At 52.8% G+C, this 16,390-nt stretch carries 10 protein-coding genes; 5 read left to right on the forward strand and 5 right to left on the reverse strand.

Translation table 11 applies throughout. The annotated features are described in order from the left end of the window. Positions 1 to 29 precede the first annotated feature (29 nt). Positions 30 to 4,136 carry a response regulator gene (locus tag NT239_05195; protein ID XGA72243.1) on the forward strand — a complete coding sequence of 1,369 codons (4,107 nt, stop codon included), beginning with the start codon at positions 30 to 32 and terminating at the stop codon, positions 4,134 to 4,136. Between the two features lie 2 nt (positions 4,137 to 4,138). Next, entirely contained in the window at positions 4,139 to 5,263 is a 1,125-nt protein-coding gene (locus tag NT239_05200; protein XGA72244.1) for a two-component system response regulator, read from the forward strand. Here the strand turns inward: NT239_05200 and NT239_05205 are convergent. Beyond that, on the reverse strand, positions 5,260 to 6,051 hold the full coding sequence (locus NT239_05205) for a ferritin-like domain-containing protein (GenBank protein XGA72774.1): 792 nt from the start codon (positions 6,049 to 6,051) through the stop codon (positions 5,260 to 5,262). The genes NT239_05200 and NT239_05205 overlap by 4 nt on opposite strands. A gap of 371 nt (positions 6,052 to 6,422) precedes the next feature. Here NT239_05205 and fabI point away from each other — a divergent pair, with 371 nt between their 5' ends. The 3 genes from fabI (at position 6,423) to NT239_05220 (ending at position 9,604) form a co-directional block, all read left to right on the forward strand. Then, positions 6,423 to 7,190: an enoyl-ACP reductase FabI gene (gene fabI, locus NT239_05210; protein ID XGA72245.1), complete on the forward strand. Its 768-nt coding sequence runs from the start codon at positions 6,423 to 6,425 to the stop codon at positions 7,188 to 7,190. A gap of 178 nt (positions 7,191 to 7,368) precedes the next feature. Then, the gene (locus NT239_05215) at positions 7,369 to 8,709 is read left to right on the forward strand and encodes a bifunctional enoyl-CoA hydratase/phosphate acetyltransferase (protein ID XGA72246.1); all 1,341 of its coding nucleotides are present in this window, start codon (positions 7,369 to 7,371) and stop codon (positions 8,707 to 8,709) included. Between the two features lie 397 nt (positions 8,710 to 9,106). Then, on the forward strand, positions 9,107 to 9,604 hold the full coding sequence (locus NT239_05220) for a M48 family metallopeptidase (GenBank protein ID XGA72247.1): 498 nt from the start codon (positions 9,107 to 9,109) through the stop codon (positions 9,602 to 9,604). Positions 9,605 to 9,705: 101 nt separating this feature from the next. Here NT239_05220 and NT239_05225 read toward each other — a convergent pair whose 3' ends face one another. From NT239_05225 to pbpC, 4 genes are all read right to left on the reverse strand, one after another. Further along, entirely contained in the window at positions 9,706 to 12,435 is a 2,730-nt protein-coding gene (locus NT239_05225; protein ID XGA72248.1) for a glycosyl hydrolase family 18 protein, read from the reverse strand. 353 nt (positions 12,436 to 12,788) lie between these two features. Continuing rightward, positions 12,789 to 13,130 carry a ribonuclease E inhibitor RraB gene (locus NT239_05230; protein XGA72249.1) on the reverse strand — a complete coding sequence of 114 codons (342 nt, stop codon included), beginning with the start codon at positions 13,128 to 13,130 and terminating at the stop codon, positions 12,789 to 12,791. 51 nt (positions 13,131 to 13,181) lie between these two features. After that, positions 13,182 to 14,033: a hypothetical protein gene (locus NT239_05235; protein XGA72250.1), complete on the reverse strand. Its 852-nt coding sequence runs from the start codon at positions 14,031 to 14,033 to the stop codon at positions 13,182 to 13,184. Between the two features lie 37 nt (positions 14,034 to 14,070). Then, complete coding sequence (pbpC, locus tag NT239_05240) at positions 14,071 to 16,221, reverse strand: penicillin-binding protein 1C (protein ID XGA72251.1); 2,151 nt, start codon at positions 16,219 to 16,221, stop codon at positions 14,071 to 14,073. Between the last annotated feature and the right edge of the window lie 169 nt (positions 16,222 to 16,390).

Raw genomic sequence — 16,390 nt, forward strand, 5'->3', positions numbered from 1 at the left:
CTGATTTGAGCAATCAGCAGGGGAAATTGATGCAATCCAATGGCGTTGAAAAAATCAGGCGGCAATACAACCAATGGGTTGCCGACGAATCGATTGAAGACTACGCGCTGCGGTATTCGCCTGCGAGCTTTCGCAAATGGTCGCCCAATGTAATCGGCCACACGATGATCGGTACCAATTCGGCGCTCTCGTACGAGGCCATTGGTGCGCTGCTCTTGCTTGATTTTGGCTTTGCCAATGCGATGTCGGCGCTGATTTTTGCCGCGATTGTGATATTTATCGTCGGCCTGCCCATTTGCCATTACGCGGCCAAATACAATATCGATATGGATTTGCTGACCCGCGCATCGGGTTTTGGCTATGTGGGTTCGACGTTTACTTCGCTGATTTACGCATCGTTTTGCTTTATTTTTCTCGCCTTTGAATCGGCAATCATGGCGCAGGCGCTCAAGCTGTGCTGGGACATACCCTTGTGGTTGGGCTATTTAATTTGCGCGGTGGTTGTCATTCCCATCGTGTTTTATGGCGTTACCGCAATCAATCGCTTTCATCAAGCGACGCAGCTGATTTGGATCGTACTGATGATCCTGCCATTTGCTTTTGTCCTAGTAAAAGACCCCGCAGCACTGTCGCAGCTAGGCAGTTTTGCCGGGCAAGTGAGCAAATCGAATGAGTTTGATTGGCTCAATTTCGGTATTGCGGCCGGCATCGCTTTTGCCTTGATTGCCCAGATTGGCGAGCAAGTTGATTACTTGCGTTTCATGCCCGAGCAAAAATCCAAACGTGATATCAATTGGTGGGCCAATATGCTGCTGGGCGGCCCGGGTTGGGTGGTGATTGCGTTTATCAAACAATTAGGCGGGGTGCTCTTGGCGGCCAGCGCGGTGCTGGCTGGTGTTGCGATTGCGGATGCTAAAGAGCCGGTGCAAATTTTTAACCACGCTTTTCAATATATCCTCGCCAACCCAGCTACCGCGCTGCTGATTACCACGATCTTTGTGATCATTTCCGAAATGAAAGTCAATGTGACCAACGCCTACGCTGGCTCGCTCGCGTGGTCGAATTTCTTTTCGCGCATCACACATTCGCACCCGGGGCGCGTCGTTTGGCTGGTATTCAATAGCGCGATTGCCCTGCTGCTGATGGAGCTCGACCTATTTGCGGCGATTAATAATGTGTTGGGGATGTATTCCAATATCGCCGTGGCGTGGACTTGTGCGGTGGTGTCGGACTTGGCAATCAATAAGCCCCTTGGTTTAAGCCCGCCGATTATCGAGTTTAAACGCGCGCATTTGTTTAATTTCAACCCCGTTGGCGTGATGAGTGTGATCATTGCCTCGGTGTTATCAACGATTGCTTTTAGCGGCCTATTAGGCGATTACGCGCAAGCTTATGCCTGGCTGATTGCCGCGGTGGTCAGCTTTGTTTTACCCCCCATCATCGCCAAATTAACGCAAGGCCGCTACTACATTGCGCGCCAAACCCAATACCGCCAGCGCTCGGATATTTTGATTCAGTGTGGCGTGTGCGATCACCATTACGCCGAAACCGATTCGGCTTACTGCCCATTTCACCAAGCACCGATTTGCTCTTTGTGTTGCACACTCGAATCCAATTGCCACGATATGTGCAAACCCAAAATCAAAAACACGCTGGATTACTATCGCGAATACATGGGGTATGTGCTGCAATTCATTCTGCGTAAAGAGCTACAGGAACGTACCGTCACCCGTATCGCTAATTTTGCGCTAGTTTGGTTGGTGATGAGCGGGCTGATTGCACTCATCCTGTGGATGACCTTGCCCGTGGCAATGAGCCAATTTGATTCAGCACTGCGTTTGCAATTTGATGAATACGCGATTCGGGTTTTTTTTGGTTTGGCCGTGCTGTCGTGTATTGCCACGTGGTGGATTGTGTTGACCAATGAAAGCCGCAATATCGCCGAAGAAGAGCTGCGCCTCGCCAAAGAACGTGCCGAAGCAGCAACCATCGCCAAAAGCGAATTCTTAGCCAATATGAGCCACGAAATTCGCACGCCAATGAATGCGATTATTGGCATGTCGTATTTGGCGCTGAAAACCGAGCTCACCGTAAAACAACGCGACTACATCAATAAAGTTCACGGCGCGGCCACTTCGCTCTTGGGCATCATTAACGATATTTTGGATTACTCCAAAGTTGAAGCAGGCAAGCTCGAACTAGAGGCCATCGAATTCAAACTCGACGATGTACTCAATAAAGTCGCCACCGTCACCGCAGGGCGCACGCACGACAAAGGGCTTGAATACCTGATGCAAGTGGCGCATGACGTACCGCGTACGCTGAATGGCGACCCGCTGCGGCTGGGGCAAGTGCTGATCAATTTGGTCAACAATGCAGTCAAATTTACCGAGCGCGGTCAGGTTGAATTGCAGATTGAATTCGTGGGCCAAACGGATAATGCGGTCACGCTGAAATTCTCGATCAAAGACTCAGGCATCGGTATGACGCCTGCGCAAAAAAGCCGACTCTTTCAGCCCTTTACGCAAGCGGACGGCTCAACCACGCGCAAATACGGCGGAACTGGTCTGGGGTTGACCATCAGTAAACGCATTGTTGAGGCGATGCAGGGCGAGATTTTTGTCGAAAGCGTCGAAGGCTTGGGTTCGGTGTTTAGTTTTACCGCGCAATTAGGTGTCGCCTTGCCAAGCACGGCTGAGCCAGCACTCTCGCTCGCCAATGCCAAAGTTTTGCTGGTGGACGATCATCATGCGGTGCGCCGCGTTGTGCTCGATATGCTGCAACAAGCAGGGATTCAAGCCCACGCGGTCGAGAGCGGCGAGGCGGCGCTGACGCTGCTGCAACAGCAAACCGACTTCAACTTGGTCTTGCTCGATTGGGTCATGCCGGGTCTGAGTGGCGAAGCCACCGCACGCCAAATCCGCGCCCTACCCGCCCATCGCCACACGCCGATTGCGCTGATGACCTCGCTCGGCGACGCTGAACACTCCATCCAATCCTTGGCTGAGTTAGAACTGAAACGCACGCTGTATAAACCCCTCACGCAATCAACCTTGGTCGATTGCCTCAGTGAAGTCTACGGCGGGCCAAGTTTTGCCCAAGCGCAGCAAGCCGACTCCGCCATACGCCCTGATATGTTAAGCGGTATGCGACTGCTGCTGGTAGAAGACAATGAAATCAACCAGCAAATCGCCGTTGAATTACTGAGCGAAGCAGGTGCAACGGTCACGGTGGCAGGCCATGGCAAAGCGGCAGTCGATTTACTGTTGGGTAACCCCATTCTGAGTTTTGATGCCGTTCTAATGGATGTGCAAATGCCGGTGATGGATGGTTTTGAAGCCAGCCGGATTATTCGCGCGCAAGCACGGTTTAGCGATTTACCCATTATCGCAATGACGGCACACGCACTCGAAGAAGAGCGTCAACGCTGCGTTGCGGCAGGCATGAATGATCATGTGAGCAAACCGATCGACCCCGAAGTGTTTTTGCTGACCCTGCAACGCTGGAAAAACGCGAGTGCTGCGCCAGCTCACTCAAGCCCTGTTACACCAGTTACAGCAGCGCAAGCCGCACCAACGCTACACATTGCAGGGCTAAACACCGTTGCGGGGCTCAAGCGGGTGAATGGCAAATTAGCTTTGTATCTTGATATTTTGCAGCAATTTGCCCAGCACCATAGCAACACTTGCCAGCAACTGCGCACACAGGCCCAAGCTCATAATTGGCTGGCACTTGCGCAGCAATTGCATGCCCTTAAAGGCACCGCGGCTAATTTGGGCGCTGAAGCGATTGCCGAAAAAGCCGCCGCGCTTGAGCAACAAGTAAAAGCAGACCACATCGATCCCGATTTACTCGATCGGCTAGATGCAGATCTGCAAGCGCTGTTTCTAGCGATTGAAGCCGCAAGCCCCGCAGCCAACCCCGCTCAGGCCGCTGCACCTGCTGATCTTGTACTACTCAGGCATTTATGCGAATTACTAAATGATCAAAACAGCGAAGCAGTCGATTATTTGTTGGAACATGAAGCCACGCTGACCAGCTGTTTTAGCGCCGATCAGTTCCAGGCCTTTTCACGTGCCATCCACCAATTTGACTTCCCGACCGCACTCGCAATTGCCAAGCTAGCGAAGGAGTAAGCATGAAAAAAGCCGATATTTTGGTCGTCGACGACACGCCAGAAAACCTACGCTTGGTCAGCGCCCTGCTCAAAGATTTATATAAAGTGCGCGTCGCGACCAGTGGGATGCAGGCGTTGTCGCTGGCGCAAGCAAGCCCGCCCGATCTGATTTTGCTCGATATTATGATGCCGGAAATGGATGGCTACAGCGTTTGCCAGCAGCTTAAACGCCAGCCCAGTACGCAAGATATTCCGGTGATTTTTTTAACCGCGCGCAGCGAAGTGGACGATGAAACACATGGCTTTGAACTAGGCGCAGTGGATTACATTACCAAACCAATTAGCCCGCCGATTTTGCTCGCTCGCGTCGCAACGCAACTCACGCTCAAGCACGCACGTGATTTTCTACTCGATCAAAATGTGTTTTTGGAACGAGAAGTGCAACTGCGCACGCACCAAGTGCAATGCGTGCAAGACGTTACCATTATGGCGATGGCCTCACTGGCCGAGACACGCGACAACGAAACCGGCAATCACATTTTGCGCACGCAACGCTATGTGAAAGCCCTCGCGCTCAAATTAAAAAATATTGCGCCCTACGATACGCTGCTTACCGATGAATTGATTGAGTTATTGTACAAATCAGCGCCGCTGCATGACATCGGCAAGGTTGGCATTCCCGACCATATTTTGCTCAAACCGGGCAAGCTGAGCGACGCTGAATTTGAAATCATGAAAACGCATACCACTTTGGGGCGCGATGCGATTGTGCGGGCCGAATCGCTGTTGCAAGGCCAAAATGATTTCCTGCGCTATGCGCGCGAAATCGCCTATTGCCATCAGGAAAAATGGGATGGCAGCGGCTACCCGCAAGGTTTAAAAGGCGAAGCCATTCCGCTTTCGGCTCGGCTGATGGCGATCGCCGATGTGTATGACGCGCTGATTAGTAAACGCGTTTACAAACCAGCGTTTAGCCATGAAAAAGCGCTTGAAATCATGCGCCAAGGGCGAGGCAGCCATTTTGACCCCGCGCTGTGCGATGTGTTTTTACAAATGGCCGACGAGTTTGCCCAAATTGCACAAGCCTTTCGCGATGATCATGAAGCCGAAGCAGCCGAAAAGCCCAGCCCTGCGCTGCAGCGCTAGAGTTTAAGCGACTCAATCAGCTCAAGCTCGTCTTCGCTAAAACCCGCCTCAAGCCGCGCCAAGTGATTGAGCTCGCCACGAAACGTTGGCGCGTCGTATTGGCGCAGTAGCGCAACAAAAGTCGGAATCACTTCAAGGCCGCGTTGCTCGCAGCACCAGCGATACCAATGATTGCCGATGCGTACGTGGCCGATTTCGTCGCGCAAAATAATATCCATAATCTCGCACGCGCGCATATCGCCCGCGGCGGCCAATTTGGCGCGCAGCGGCGGCACGGCATCGAGCCCGCGCGCTTCTAAAATGCGCGGCACCAAGGCCATGCGCGCCATTACATCGGCGTCGGTACGCAGTGCCATTTCCCACAAGCTATTGTGCGCCTCAAAATCGCCATAGCGAAAACCCAGGCTCGCCAAATGCTCGCGCAACAGGTTGAAATGGTAAGCCTCTTCATTGGCGACGCGCAGCCAATCAACATAATACTGCTGCGGCATCTTGCGAAAACGATAAATCGCGTCGAGCGCCAAATTAATCGCGTTAAATTCAATATGCGCAAACGCATGCAGCAAGGCGGCGCGATGCTCGGGCAGCCGTAAATTACTGCGGCGCGGCACTTGCGCTGGCGGCACTAATTCTGGCCGCGCCGGGCGGCCAGGGTTTTCAACGCGCAGCACTTGTTCCTGATCTGCTGCAAAGTTGGCGGGGTCAATCTGCGCCAGCAGCGCAATTTTCTCATCAGGGTCGTTCGCCATTAAGGCGGCAAAAGCGGCAGCAAACACGAGCGTTCTCATCATTAATATCGGCGCAGTATTCAATGCCGCGTGCAAACTGGCAAGCGCTAATCGCCTTCAAGCTGAGTTAGATTAAGGAGTGTAGATACATCGCCATGTATCTTTTTAAGCGCATTAATTGCAAAGGCTTACAAGGCAATACCCATAGGCAAAACAACCGTAAATCATTTCCTTCCTTTCAGCTGGCACGCCGGCAATTTATTGCATTGCACAATTGGCAATGAAGGATTAGCATGGATAAATATCGCATCGCAACATGCCGTTTTACCACGAGCTGAATATTGCGTGTCATCACTACGCCCTTCATGCTCAATGCCTTAATCGCTTTCGTTGCGATGAAAAACATTGATTGAATGAAAAGAGGCTACACAATGACGCAAGAACTCGCAGGCAAATACGCGCTAATCGTTGGCATGGCCAACGCCAATTCAATCGCCTACGGCGTGGCCAAAGCGCTGAAAGCGCAAGGCGTGCAACTGGCGATTACTTACCAAACCGATCGCACCAAAGACTTTATCGCCCCGCTGCTCGAAGAATTAGACCCCGCCATCGTGCTCAAATGCAATGTGCAGGAAGACGGCGATTTAGAAGCGGTTTTTGGCGAAATCCAAAAAACCTGGGGCCGCCTTGATATTGGCGTGCACTCGATCGCGTTTGCGCTGAAAGATGATTTGCACGGCCGCGTCGTCGATAGCTCGGCACAAGGCTTTGCGCTGGCGATGGACGTGTCGTGCCATTCGTTTATCCGCATGGCTAAGCTCGCCGAACCGCTAATGACTAGCGGCGGCACTTTGCTAACGATGAGCTATTTGGGCGCCGATCGCGTCGTACAAAACTACGGCGTTATGGGCCCGGTGAAAGCCGCGCTGGAAAGCAGCGTGCGCTATTTGGCGAACGAGCTGGGCAGCAAAAAAATCCGCGTTCACGCCGTGTCGCCCGGCCCGATTATGACGCGCGCCGCCAGCGGTATTCCTGAGTTTAACGCGCTATTGTCGCAAGCCTCGCAAAACGCGCCGATGCGCGAATTGGTCGACATCGACGACGTTGGCGCAGCCGCCGCTTTCCTGTGCTCAGACGGCGCCAAACGCCTGACCGGATCGACTTTTTATGTGGATGGCGGGATGAACATTATCTCTTAAGTCATCGAGCAAAAGTTCGCGTACTGCGTTGGTTCGCCTCGCTGTACAACTTGTACTATCTTCGGCTTCACCGCCATGTTCGCAAACCTTTGCTCAACGACTTATACACGACGACATTGCTAGCTTTGCAGTTTAGTGGCGAAAGCGACACCAGCCACTTACCGGAAAAGGATGCATCATGAGCGCTGAAAACCTACTTTTTGCCGATTTAAAAATCGGCCAGCAATACCATCGGCAACATTTAGTCCGCCGTAGCGACGTAGACATGCTGGGTATGATGGCGGGAAAGACAGAAATAGAGGGCGTGGTGAAAGTACCTGCCACGGGTATTTTTTTGTTTCTAACCGCAACGGCGATCAATTCTTTTCCCGGCCCTGGCTCTTTAATTGAGCAGCACCAGCTGCAATCGCAAGGCTGGGTGGAAGAAGACGATATTTTGTCGCTGACTTTAACGGTTAGCAGCAAAAACGACAGCAATAAGGTTGTCACGCTGCAAGCGCATTGCGAAAACCAGCACGGCGAATTGCTGTGCAGCGGGCCAATTCAGGTGATCGCGCCGACCGTGAGCCAGCGCAGCGAATACGCCGAAGCGCCGCAATTTACGCTGCGCGCGCATCATGTGTTTGCCAATTTGCGCGAGAAAACCGATCTGCTCGCGCCAGTGCCGACCGCCGTCGTCCACCCGTGTGATCGCGATTCGCTACTCGGCGCAATGCAGGCGGCGAATGAAAAACTGATTATCCCAATCTTGGTCGGTCCCGAAGCCAAAATCCGCGCCGTCGCGCAAAACGAAGGCATAGATCTAACAGGCGTTCGCATCGTCGGCGCAGAGCACAGCCATAATTCGGCGCAAAAAGCCGTCGAGCTATGCCGCAATGGCGAGGCGCAAGCGCTAATGAAAGGCAGCTTGCACACCGATGAAATGATGTCCGAAGTCATGTGCTCGGCCACCGGCCTGCGCACCGCGCGCCGCATCAGCCATGTGTTTGTGATGGACGTGCCTGCCTACGAGCGCGCGCTGCTGGTCACCGACGCGGCGATCAATATCGCGCCGGGGCTGGCGGCCAAGGCCGACATCACGCAAAACGCGATCGACTTGGCGCATATCTTGGGCAACCCCTGCCCGAAAGTCGCGCTGCTCTCAGCAGTAGAAACCGTCACCGACAAAATGCCTTCGACAATGGACGCGGCGCTGCTGTGCAAAATGGCCGACCGCGGGCAAATCCACGGCGCGATTTTGGATGGCCCGCTAGCGTTTGATAACGCCATTTCGATGGCCGCGGCCAAAACAAAAAAAATCAACTCGCCCGTCGCCGGCCAAGCCGATATTTTGGTCGTGCCCGACATTGAAGCGGGCAATATGCTCGCCAAGCAAATGAGCTACTTCGCCGCCGCCGACTCAGCCGGCATTGTGCTCGGCGCGCGCGTGCCGATCGTGCTAACCAGCCGCGCCGATGATGTAAAAACGCGGCTCGCCTCCGCCGCGGTGATGGTGCTGGTGGCGCACGCGAGTAAGTAATTTGATTTTTAGTGCCTGCGGCACCTTGTTTTACAGTCGCAATCCGCGACGGGGACTTACTTTCCTTGCTTCGCCAAGGAAAGTAAGCAAAGGAAGGCGACCCGAGGCGCTGGCGGCTCCGCCGTTCCCTCGCTCGTTGCGAGCCAAACGATAAAACAGTTTGTCTCGCGCCTCTCTCGGCCAGCTTGGACGGGATTTAAAAGCCCCAGTGCAATCCGCGCACTTCGTATCAAATGTTTTAAGTGCCAAGCAATTTTTATCGATGTATTACCGTTAAAGGCAATTTAGATAAGACCTTTATAGCAATACCCCTTACTAGCTAACATTTATCTATTTTTGCTCGACCCTTTGGCCATTTCACGTAAAATCAGCCGCTTAGTTTCTCAAGCAATCTGTCATGCACCAACTCAAATACATCGCACACTACCCTGCCCAGCTCGTCGAACAAGTTCAGCAGTTGATCGCCAAAAATCAGCTCGCGCCGATGTTGGCGAAGAAATATCCGGCGCGGCATCAGGTGCAGACCGATAAGGCGCTGTATGACTATGTCAGCGAATTAAAATCGGAATATTTTCGCAACGCGCCGGCGCTGGCCAAGGTGGGGTTTGATAGCAAGATCAGCGTAATCAATCATGCGCTCGGGCTACACACGCAAATCGCGCGCGTGCAAGGCGGTAAGCTAAAAAGCAAAAATGAAATCCGCATCGCGACGCTATTTAAAAACACGCCGCCTGAATTTTTGCGCATGATCGTTGTGCACGAACTCGCGCACATCAAAGAAAAAGAGCACAACAAAGCGTTTTACCAGCTATGCCAGCATATGGAGCCGAACTATCTGCAATACGAGTTCGATCTGCGTTTGCATTTAACGGTGCAAGATTTGGGCCTGGCCTAAACATTTGCTAACAATAAAAAATCCCACATTTTGCAATGCGGGATTTTTTTGGGTATCTGGCTGCAGCTATTATTTATCAATAGCTACAGCGCAATACCCTCTTACCAAGCACCCACTGGTTTTTGCGGGAATTCTTGTTTCGTCGCAAAAGTTTTGCCGTTAATGGTTAACACAAAGTTTTGTGGACCAGAGATTGGCAGTTTGTAATCCAGTTTAATGTCTTTCACCGCGCCGGCGGCCATCGCTGGCAAGGCGACGTCAACGGTGGTGAAGTCACCTTTGTAACCGCCGATGGTGTTGCCGGTGTGCTCGGTTGACACGATGGTCAAGCCGCTACCCGCCATTGTTGCTGGCGCTGAAACTGGGTATTGGAACGTCAGTTTCGAGCCCGTTGGCAGTTTTGCACCGGTGTTGTTGACGATGTGCAGCGTTGGCGTGATTGGGTAATTACCCGCGTCACCCAAGCCAAACTTGGTCAATTCAACGGTGATATCGAGCACTTGCGCTGGCATTGCGGTTTTCGCACGCGTGTTGCCGTATGGCGTAGCGCTGCGGAATTTATCCGCCAGCAAGCGGCTTAAAGTTGAGCCCGGTACGTATTGGCCTTTGCTGCCGTTCAGGTTAGTGCGGTTAGCATCCCAATCGTAGTCGCCCGCCAATTCCCAGTTCATCGCGCCGCCGATGCCGTTTTTGATAATCCAATCGGCTTTGACTTGCATTGATTGCTCATCTTCAGTCGATAGGAATACTTTCTTCGCATCGTTCCACAACCATGGAGCCACCAAGGTCGCGTCGTAGTAGCGGACATACTGGCCAACCAGATCCGCAGCAGTGAAGCCCCAGTCTTTCAGGTAATCACCAGCGATGCCTTTCTCAAGGTTTTTCGCGTGCCACATTGGATTCGAGCCGGCGTCTTCGACGCTGCCTTTTTCATCGACGTCAAACCAGATATTGTCGATGCCTTTGGCGCCGATACCGCATGGAGCTTCTACGCCCACTGGACAAGTATTGGTTGAAGCCGTGCCCCATAGACCATTTGTGCCGCCAGTCACATTCGACCAACCACGGGTATAGTAAGGAACGCCAACGTTGATACGGCCTGCAGGCATAGACCCACGGTAGTATCGATAAGCCCAATCGGTATTCAGGTAACCAATGCCGCCGTATTGTGCGTCAGTGTAAACGCTCCAACGCGCCAATTCGCCGTCTTTACCGTCGTCAAACAGCGCCGCATTCGGGCCAACAAACTCGTTCCAAGTGCCGTGCAAGTCGTAGCTCATCACGTTCACGAAGTCGAGGTATTTGGTCACTTGGTAGCTTTCCATACCGCGCAGCAAGTAGCCCGACGCTGGCACTGCCGCCGTCATTTGGTAGTACTTACCATCGGCCACCGCCGCGGTGTCGAGTTTTTCACGCAGCGTGCGCATCAAAACGCGATAGCCTTCTTGCAAACCTTTTTGGCGTGGTGCAGCGAAAGTCCAATCGAGTGGGTTACCCGAGTTTTCCATCGTCGTTGGATATTCGTAATCAATATCCGCACCGTCAAAGCCGTATTGGCGCACGAAAGCGACGACCGAATCGACGAAGGTATTGATGCCCGTGGTGTTCACGGTGCCATCGGCGTTGACCGTCATCGCGTAGAAGCCACCTGAAGCCACGCGTTTGCCATCGGCGCCGAAGTAGCCACCGGTTTCAGCCCAGCCGCCGATCGACACCAAGGTTTTCACGCCAGGGTTCAGTTTTTTGTATTTGTTCAACAAATTGAAATGGCCTTTGTACGGCAAGGTCGCGTCCATTTCAGCACCAGCCACATTGGGCCAAGTCATATCGGTTGATTCATTGCCCGCTACGTCGGCATTCACCGATACCTTGTTATTGCCATCGATGTGCGCAAACGCATAGTTAATATGCGTCATATTCGCCCAAGGAATATTGTTGGCGAGGTAAACGCCCTGTTTCGGGTCTTTACCGGTACGCCAGCTAGCGAAATAACCAATATTGCGGCGTTGCAAGCCATTAGCCAGTTTTTCGCGGCCGTTCGTGTCATAAGCCAAGCAATATGGCACGTTCGCCACGCTGCTGACCATACCGTCTGGACGGCATTGATCATTATTGCCCACTGGCGGCGCAGATGGGCTTGGCGTTGGCGTAATGCTCGGCGTTGCCGTTGGGCCAACTGGCGTCGCGGTCGGAGTCACCACAGGCGTTGCACTTGGAGATGCAGATGGTTTTGGTGTCGCTGTTGGTGTTACAACTGGCGTGGCCGTAGGCGTGACAACGGTGCCATCACAAGCGCCGCCCACTTTCCACAGTGTTGGCGTGGTATCTGGCGTCCAGCCCGCGCCGACGTAGGCCGTGTGCGCGCTCAGTGCCGTATAAGTTGCGCCCTTGTAGCTCACCACATCACCGGCTTTATAGTTTGCGCCCTCAGCCCAAACGGTACACGAACCCGCTGGTGGAGTTGTTACTGCTGGTGTTGCAGTCGGTTTGGCTGTCGGCGTTGGTGTCGCAGGCGCTGTCGTTACTGCTGGGCTGGTCGTAGGAATGATAGTTGGCGCAGCCGTTACCACTGCAGTGGGTGCTGGCGTAGCCGAACCCGTGGTACACACGCCCTGATCAGCCCACACGCCCCACTCGGCCGATTTGCTCGGGTCGTCGCCCTGAGTCCACCATTTGTTTGAATAATTATGGCCATTTTGGCTGACCAGCGTACCGCCACTGGCGTACACCGTCGAGCTAGACCAAGGCGCAGCACAGTTTGCCGCCGAGGCCGAGCCCGCAGCAACAAAAATGCCGAGCGCAATCGTGCGCATGACAAATCGAGTTTGCATTTTCTCTCATCCATCCTGTTTTTAAGGGATTTTTTATAGTGGTTATTTTTTGTAGTGCGCAAAAACACCACTACCAGAACATACTAGGGAAAACGCTGATGGCGGGCAATAGACTTACATTAACGTTCGTTAATCTAAGACTGAGAGAAGAAAATAAACGATTGCTAAGATAGAAAAATAGCGGAAAAACAGAGCTTTAAATGCGTGGGCTGAATCAAAGTCAATTCAAACATACAAAGGTATATCCATCAAATTCAATTACAAATAGACCTGCATGGACATACCCAAAAAAACAACAAAAAACATCAACGCAGCAGCGCAAAGATAGCCTTTAATGCCCAGTGTGATCAAGCTTACGCCAACGGGCCGACATCCATTCCGTCATAACTACGCAAATCATGTTGCGCCGCAAACTCGGCCAGCTCACCATTGCGCACAAACAGCGATGCCGTGGTATGCACTTCGGCTTTTTCGACATGCAGCACAAAATACTCCTGCTCGCCCGCGTCGAGCTGCGGAATAAATAAATCAACAAAGGTATAGCCCTGCGCCTCAAGCAGCGGGAGCACATCGGTCAGCTGCTCGTCTTGATCAGCAGTAAAAAAATAGCCCCACAACAGCGGCGCGGATAAATCCCAGTCGGTGTTGTCACGGATGCTGGCAAACATTTCTTCGAGTTGGTCGAGGGTAATCATATAGCACCTTATAATTTCATTAAGAATGACACTGCACTTGCATAAAGTAATTTAATCAACCTTTGCAATTGAAATATTTAAGTGCTGCGCATAAACATTGTCCATCTCAACACCTAATTTGTTCATCCGATCAATTAAATCAACCTCTCTAGAACGAGCCAACTTAAGCTCTTTCTCCAAAGGCGTTAATTCTCTTTCATACTCCTCAATCGATTCTTTAAAAATAAGCACCTGAGCCTCCGTATCAGATGTAGACACAAGAGATTTGGCATTCGCAATTGCCATCTCAAGTTTACTAATTTTTTCCTTATCTCTGCTTAATTGAAACCTCAAAATCTCAACTCTCTTCTCTAATCGATTAATCGATTCAGTGTTCTCGCTTGCTAATTTTGCATAAAAATTGAGCAATGAGGTCGATGTATTAATGTCTGCAGTTCGAATAGCCGCCTCAGCCTGTGTTCTTAGGGCGATCTCCGATTGCGTTTGTGCATCAGCAGACTTTCTCAATTCATCCCTTGTCAGAGAAAGTTCCTCTCGAGACAAAGCTAATTCATTTGCAGATACTTCCAAAGCATTAGAAGATATCTTAAGTTGTTTATCCTGCTGCGATATTGACCTTAAAAGAAGAAATATTGTCAGGGCAGAAAATAAAGGGTTAAGCACTCCCCCGAAAAAATCACCTAACTGACCAAGCGCCTCGCGAGCCTTCTCAATAGGTAAATTAGCAGGAATCTCTTTAACTAAACCAAAATAGTATCCAGCAGCAAAAAGAATCATTAAAAGAACAGCAAGACAAACCAGCGTATAAATTAAGCGATCCCCTTCCTTCAACCACAGCCAGAAAACTTCAATCTCACAATCTTCAGTAGCCTCTTTTTTGGCTGCATTTTCTCTTTCACTCATATACACAAAATCCCGATTAATAAAGAAAAATCATACATTACTTTTTAACTTCAACCGCCCCTCGCACTTCAAACCGCACTTTCTGCACCACCTTCCCTCGCGCATCGCGCAATTCGAGCTGATGTCGTCCCGGCCATGGGAACCATTTGGCCTGCAAGCCGCGACCGATTTGTTTGCCGTCTAGCCACCATTGCGCGTTCGCTACGCCACGCGCGCGAAAGACCATGCGCTGATTGTTTGGCGGTACGTCGGGGTCGAGCGCGAAGATGCTGCCATCCAGCGGCGCGATAATGCCCGGCGCTTGGTTTTGTTCGGGCTGCGTTTCGGCAACGATGACATCGCGCTCGGTGCCGGCCAGAAACCATTCTTTGCGGCTCGCTTCAATCTGGTCTTGATAGCGCACTTGGCGGCTGGTGACGCCTTTGGGTGGCGTCGGCGCACGTGAGGCTGGCGCGGATTGCTGCGCGAAATCGAGCACCGCTTGCCACACCGGCGCAGCACCATGCATGCCCGACACATCCCACATCGGCTCGCCGCTGGCGTTACCGACCCATACGCCGACGGTAAAGTGGCGCGAAAAGCCCACCGTCCAATTGTCGCGCATATCTTTGCTGGTGCCGGTTTTCACCGCGCTCCAGTAACGAGTCGACAGCGCGCTTTCCAGCCCAAAAGTGCGCGCACGCGCGGTGCGGTCGGACAAAATATCGGACACGATAAAACTACTGGCGGGGTCCAGCTTGGCCGTCGGTTTTGCGGCAGCTTCGCCCACGGTCCAGCGTGGCGCAGACGATAATCCCGCCCCCGATCCCGCATTCGCCAGCGTGCGATAGGCATTGGCGAGTTCTATCAGCCGCACATCGGCTGCGCCGAGCGCGAGGCTGGCGCCATAGTAATCGCCATCTTGCTGCAAGCTGCTCATCCCTAAGTCAAACAAGCGATCGCGCAGCGCATTGGCGCCGACCATTTCAATCGTGCGCACCGCGGGCACATTCAGCGACGCGCCGAGCGCCGAGCGCACCGACACGAAACCTTTAAAATCTTTGGCGTAATTTTGCGGCGCGTACAGCCCGCCGCCGGTTTGCAAAGCCAGCGGGCTATCGTCGAGCAAGGAGGCGGCGCTGAGGTATTTTTTTTCAATCGCCAATTGGTACAGAAAGGGTTTCAACGTCGAGCCCGCTTGGCGCAGCGCGGTGACGCCATCGACGTCCGCCGCATTCGACGTTGCCGCCCCCGCCGAGCCAACCCACGCCAGAATATCGCCGCTGCGATTGTCGAGCACGATGACTGCACCATCTTGCACATTGCGTTGCGAGAGCGCGGCCAAATGGCGTTTCAGTATCGTGTTGGCGTATTGCTGCAGCGGCAGCGACAACGTGGTTTTCACTGTACTGCCCGCGCTGATTTTGTTTTGCGCAATCAATTTGCGCGCAAAATGCGGCGCGTAATTTTCGGCGAAGGGGTTCGGTGCTTTGCTGCGCGAGATGGCGATTTCGGTATCAACCTTGATGCTCGAACACGCAACTTTGCGCCCCAAATCTTGCACAATTTTGCACGCGCGGCTGGCAACGCGATCAACGCTGGCATTCGGGCCGCGAATCAGCGCGGTGGCGATTGCCGCTTCGGTGACATTCAAGCCTGCTGGCGTTTTGCCAAACAGCGTGTGCGATAGCGCCGACAGGCCAACGATTTCGCCGCGAAAGCTGACTTTATTTAAGTAGGCCTCCAAAATCTCGGCCTTGCTCCACTCGCGCTCCAGCCACGTGGCCGACCACGATTGGCCGACTTTTTGCCACACACTGCGGCCCTGATTGCGCGCCTTGAGGTCTTCATCAAGCAGGCCTGCGAGCTGCATCGTAATGGTGGAGGCGCCGCGCGTTTTGCTATTCCACACATTGCCCCACGCGGCGGCCGCGACGCCCGACCAATCGACGCCGCTGTGCTGGTAAAAACGTTTGTCTTCCGAAATTAGCAGCGCATGGCGCATTGCAGGAGAAATCTCGGGCAAGGTCACCCAATCGAGTTTGCGCGTTTTCAGGTCGACGCGCACGCGCTGCAACGGTGTGCCTTGGCGATCGAGCAGCAACACATCCGACGAGCGCCACGCGGCTTTGACTTCTTTAAAACTGGGGTTGGCCCACACCGGCGCAGTGAGCAGCGCCGCGGCGAGCGGCCAGAGATAAAACTTCATTAGCCCATTCCATTGCTTGCGCTCATAACAACAGAGCGGCAAAAACCATGCAGGTTTTAGATTGCGCTTGAGCGATCAAAGATCTAGCGAGCAAGAGCGAGGCTAGGCAAAAATGCTTGCGAAAGCGCAGTTTACACAGAGTAAATGAGCATTTCGCAAACATTTTTAA

Origin of the sequence: Chitinibacter sp. SCUT-21 (genome assembly GCA_041874755.1) — a bacterium.
GTDB lineage: Bacteria > Pseudomonadota > Gammaproteobacteria > Burkholderiales > Chitinibacteraceae > Chitinibacter.

Bases quoted from the DNA above. Each gene is read 5' to 3' on its own strand.
- NT239_05195 (XGA72243.1), top strand. From the start codon at position 30: ATGCAATCCAATGGCGTTGAAAAAATCAGGCGGCAATACAACCAATGG.
- NT239_05200 (XGA72244.1), top strand. From the start codon at position 4,139: ATGAAAAAAGCCGATATTTTGGTCGTCGACGACACGCCAGAAAACCTA.
- NT239_05205 (XGA72774.1), bottom strand. From the start codon at position 6,051: ATGAGAACGCTCGTGTTTGCTGCCGCTTTTGCCGCCTTAATGGCGAAC.
- fabI (XGA72245.1), top strand. From the start codon at position 6,423: ATGACGCAAGAACTCGCAGGCAAATACGCGCTAATCGTTGGCATGGCC.
- NT239_05215 (XGA72246.1), top strand. From the start codon at position 7,369: ATGAGCGCTGAAAACCTACTTTTTGCCGATTTAAAAATCGGCCAGCAA.
- NT239_05220 (XGA72247.1), top strand. From the start codon at position 9,107: ATGCACCAACTCAAATACATCGCACACTACCCTGCCCAGCTCGTCGAA.
- NT239_05225 (XGA72248.1), bottom strand. From the start codon at position 12,435: ATGCAAACTCGATTTGTCATGCGCACGATTGCGCTCGGCATTTTTGTT.
- NT239_05230 (XGA72249.1), bottom strand. From the start codon at position 13,130: ATGATTACCCTCGACCAACTCGAAGAAATGTTTGCCAGCATCCGTGAC.
- NT239_05235 (XGA72250.1), bottom strand. From the start codon at position 14,033: ATGAGTGAAAGAGAAAATGCAGCCAAAAAAGAGGCTACTGAAGATTGT.
- pbpC (XGA72251.1), bottom strand. From the start codon at position 16,221: ATGAAGTTTTATCTCTGGCCGCTCGCCGCGGCGCTGCTCACTGCGCCG.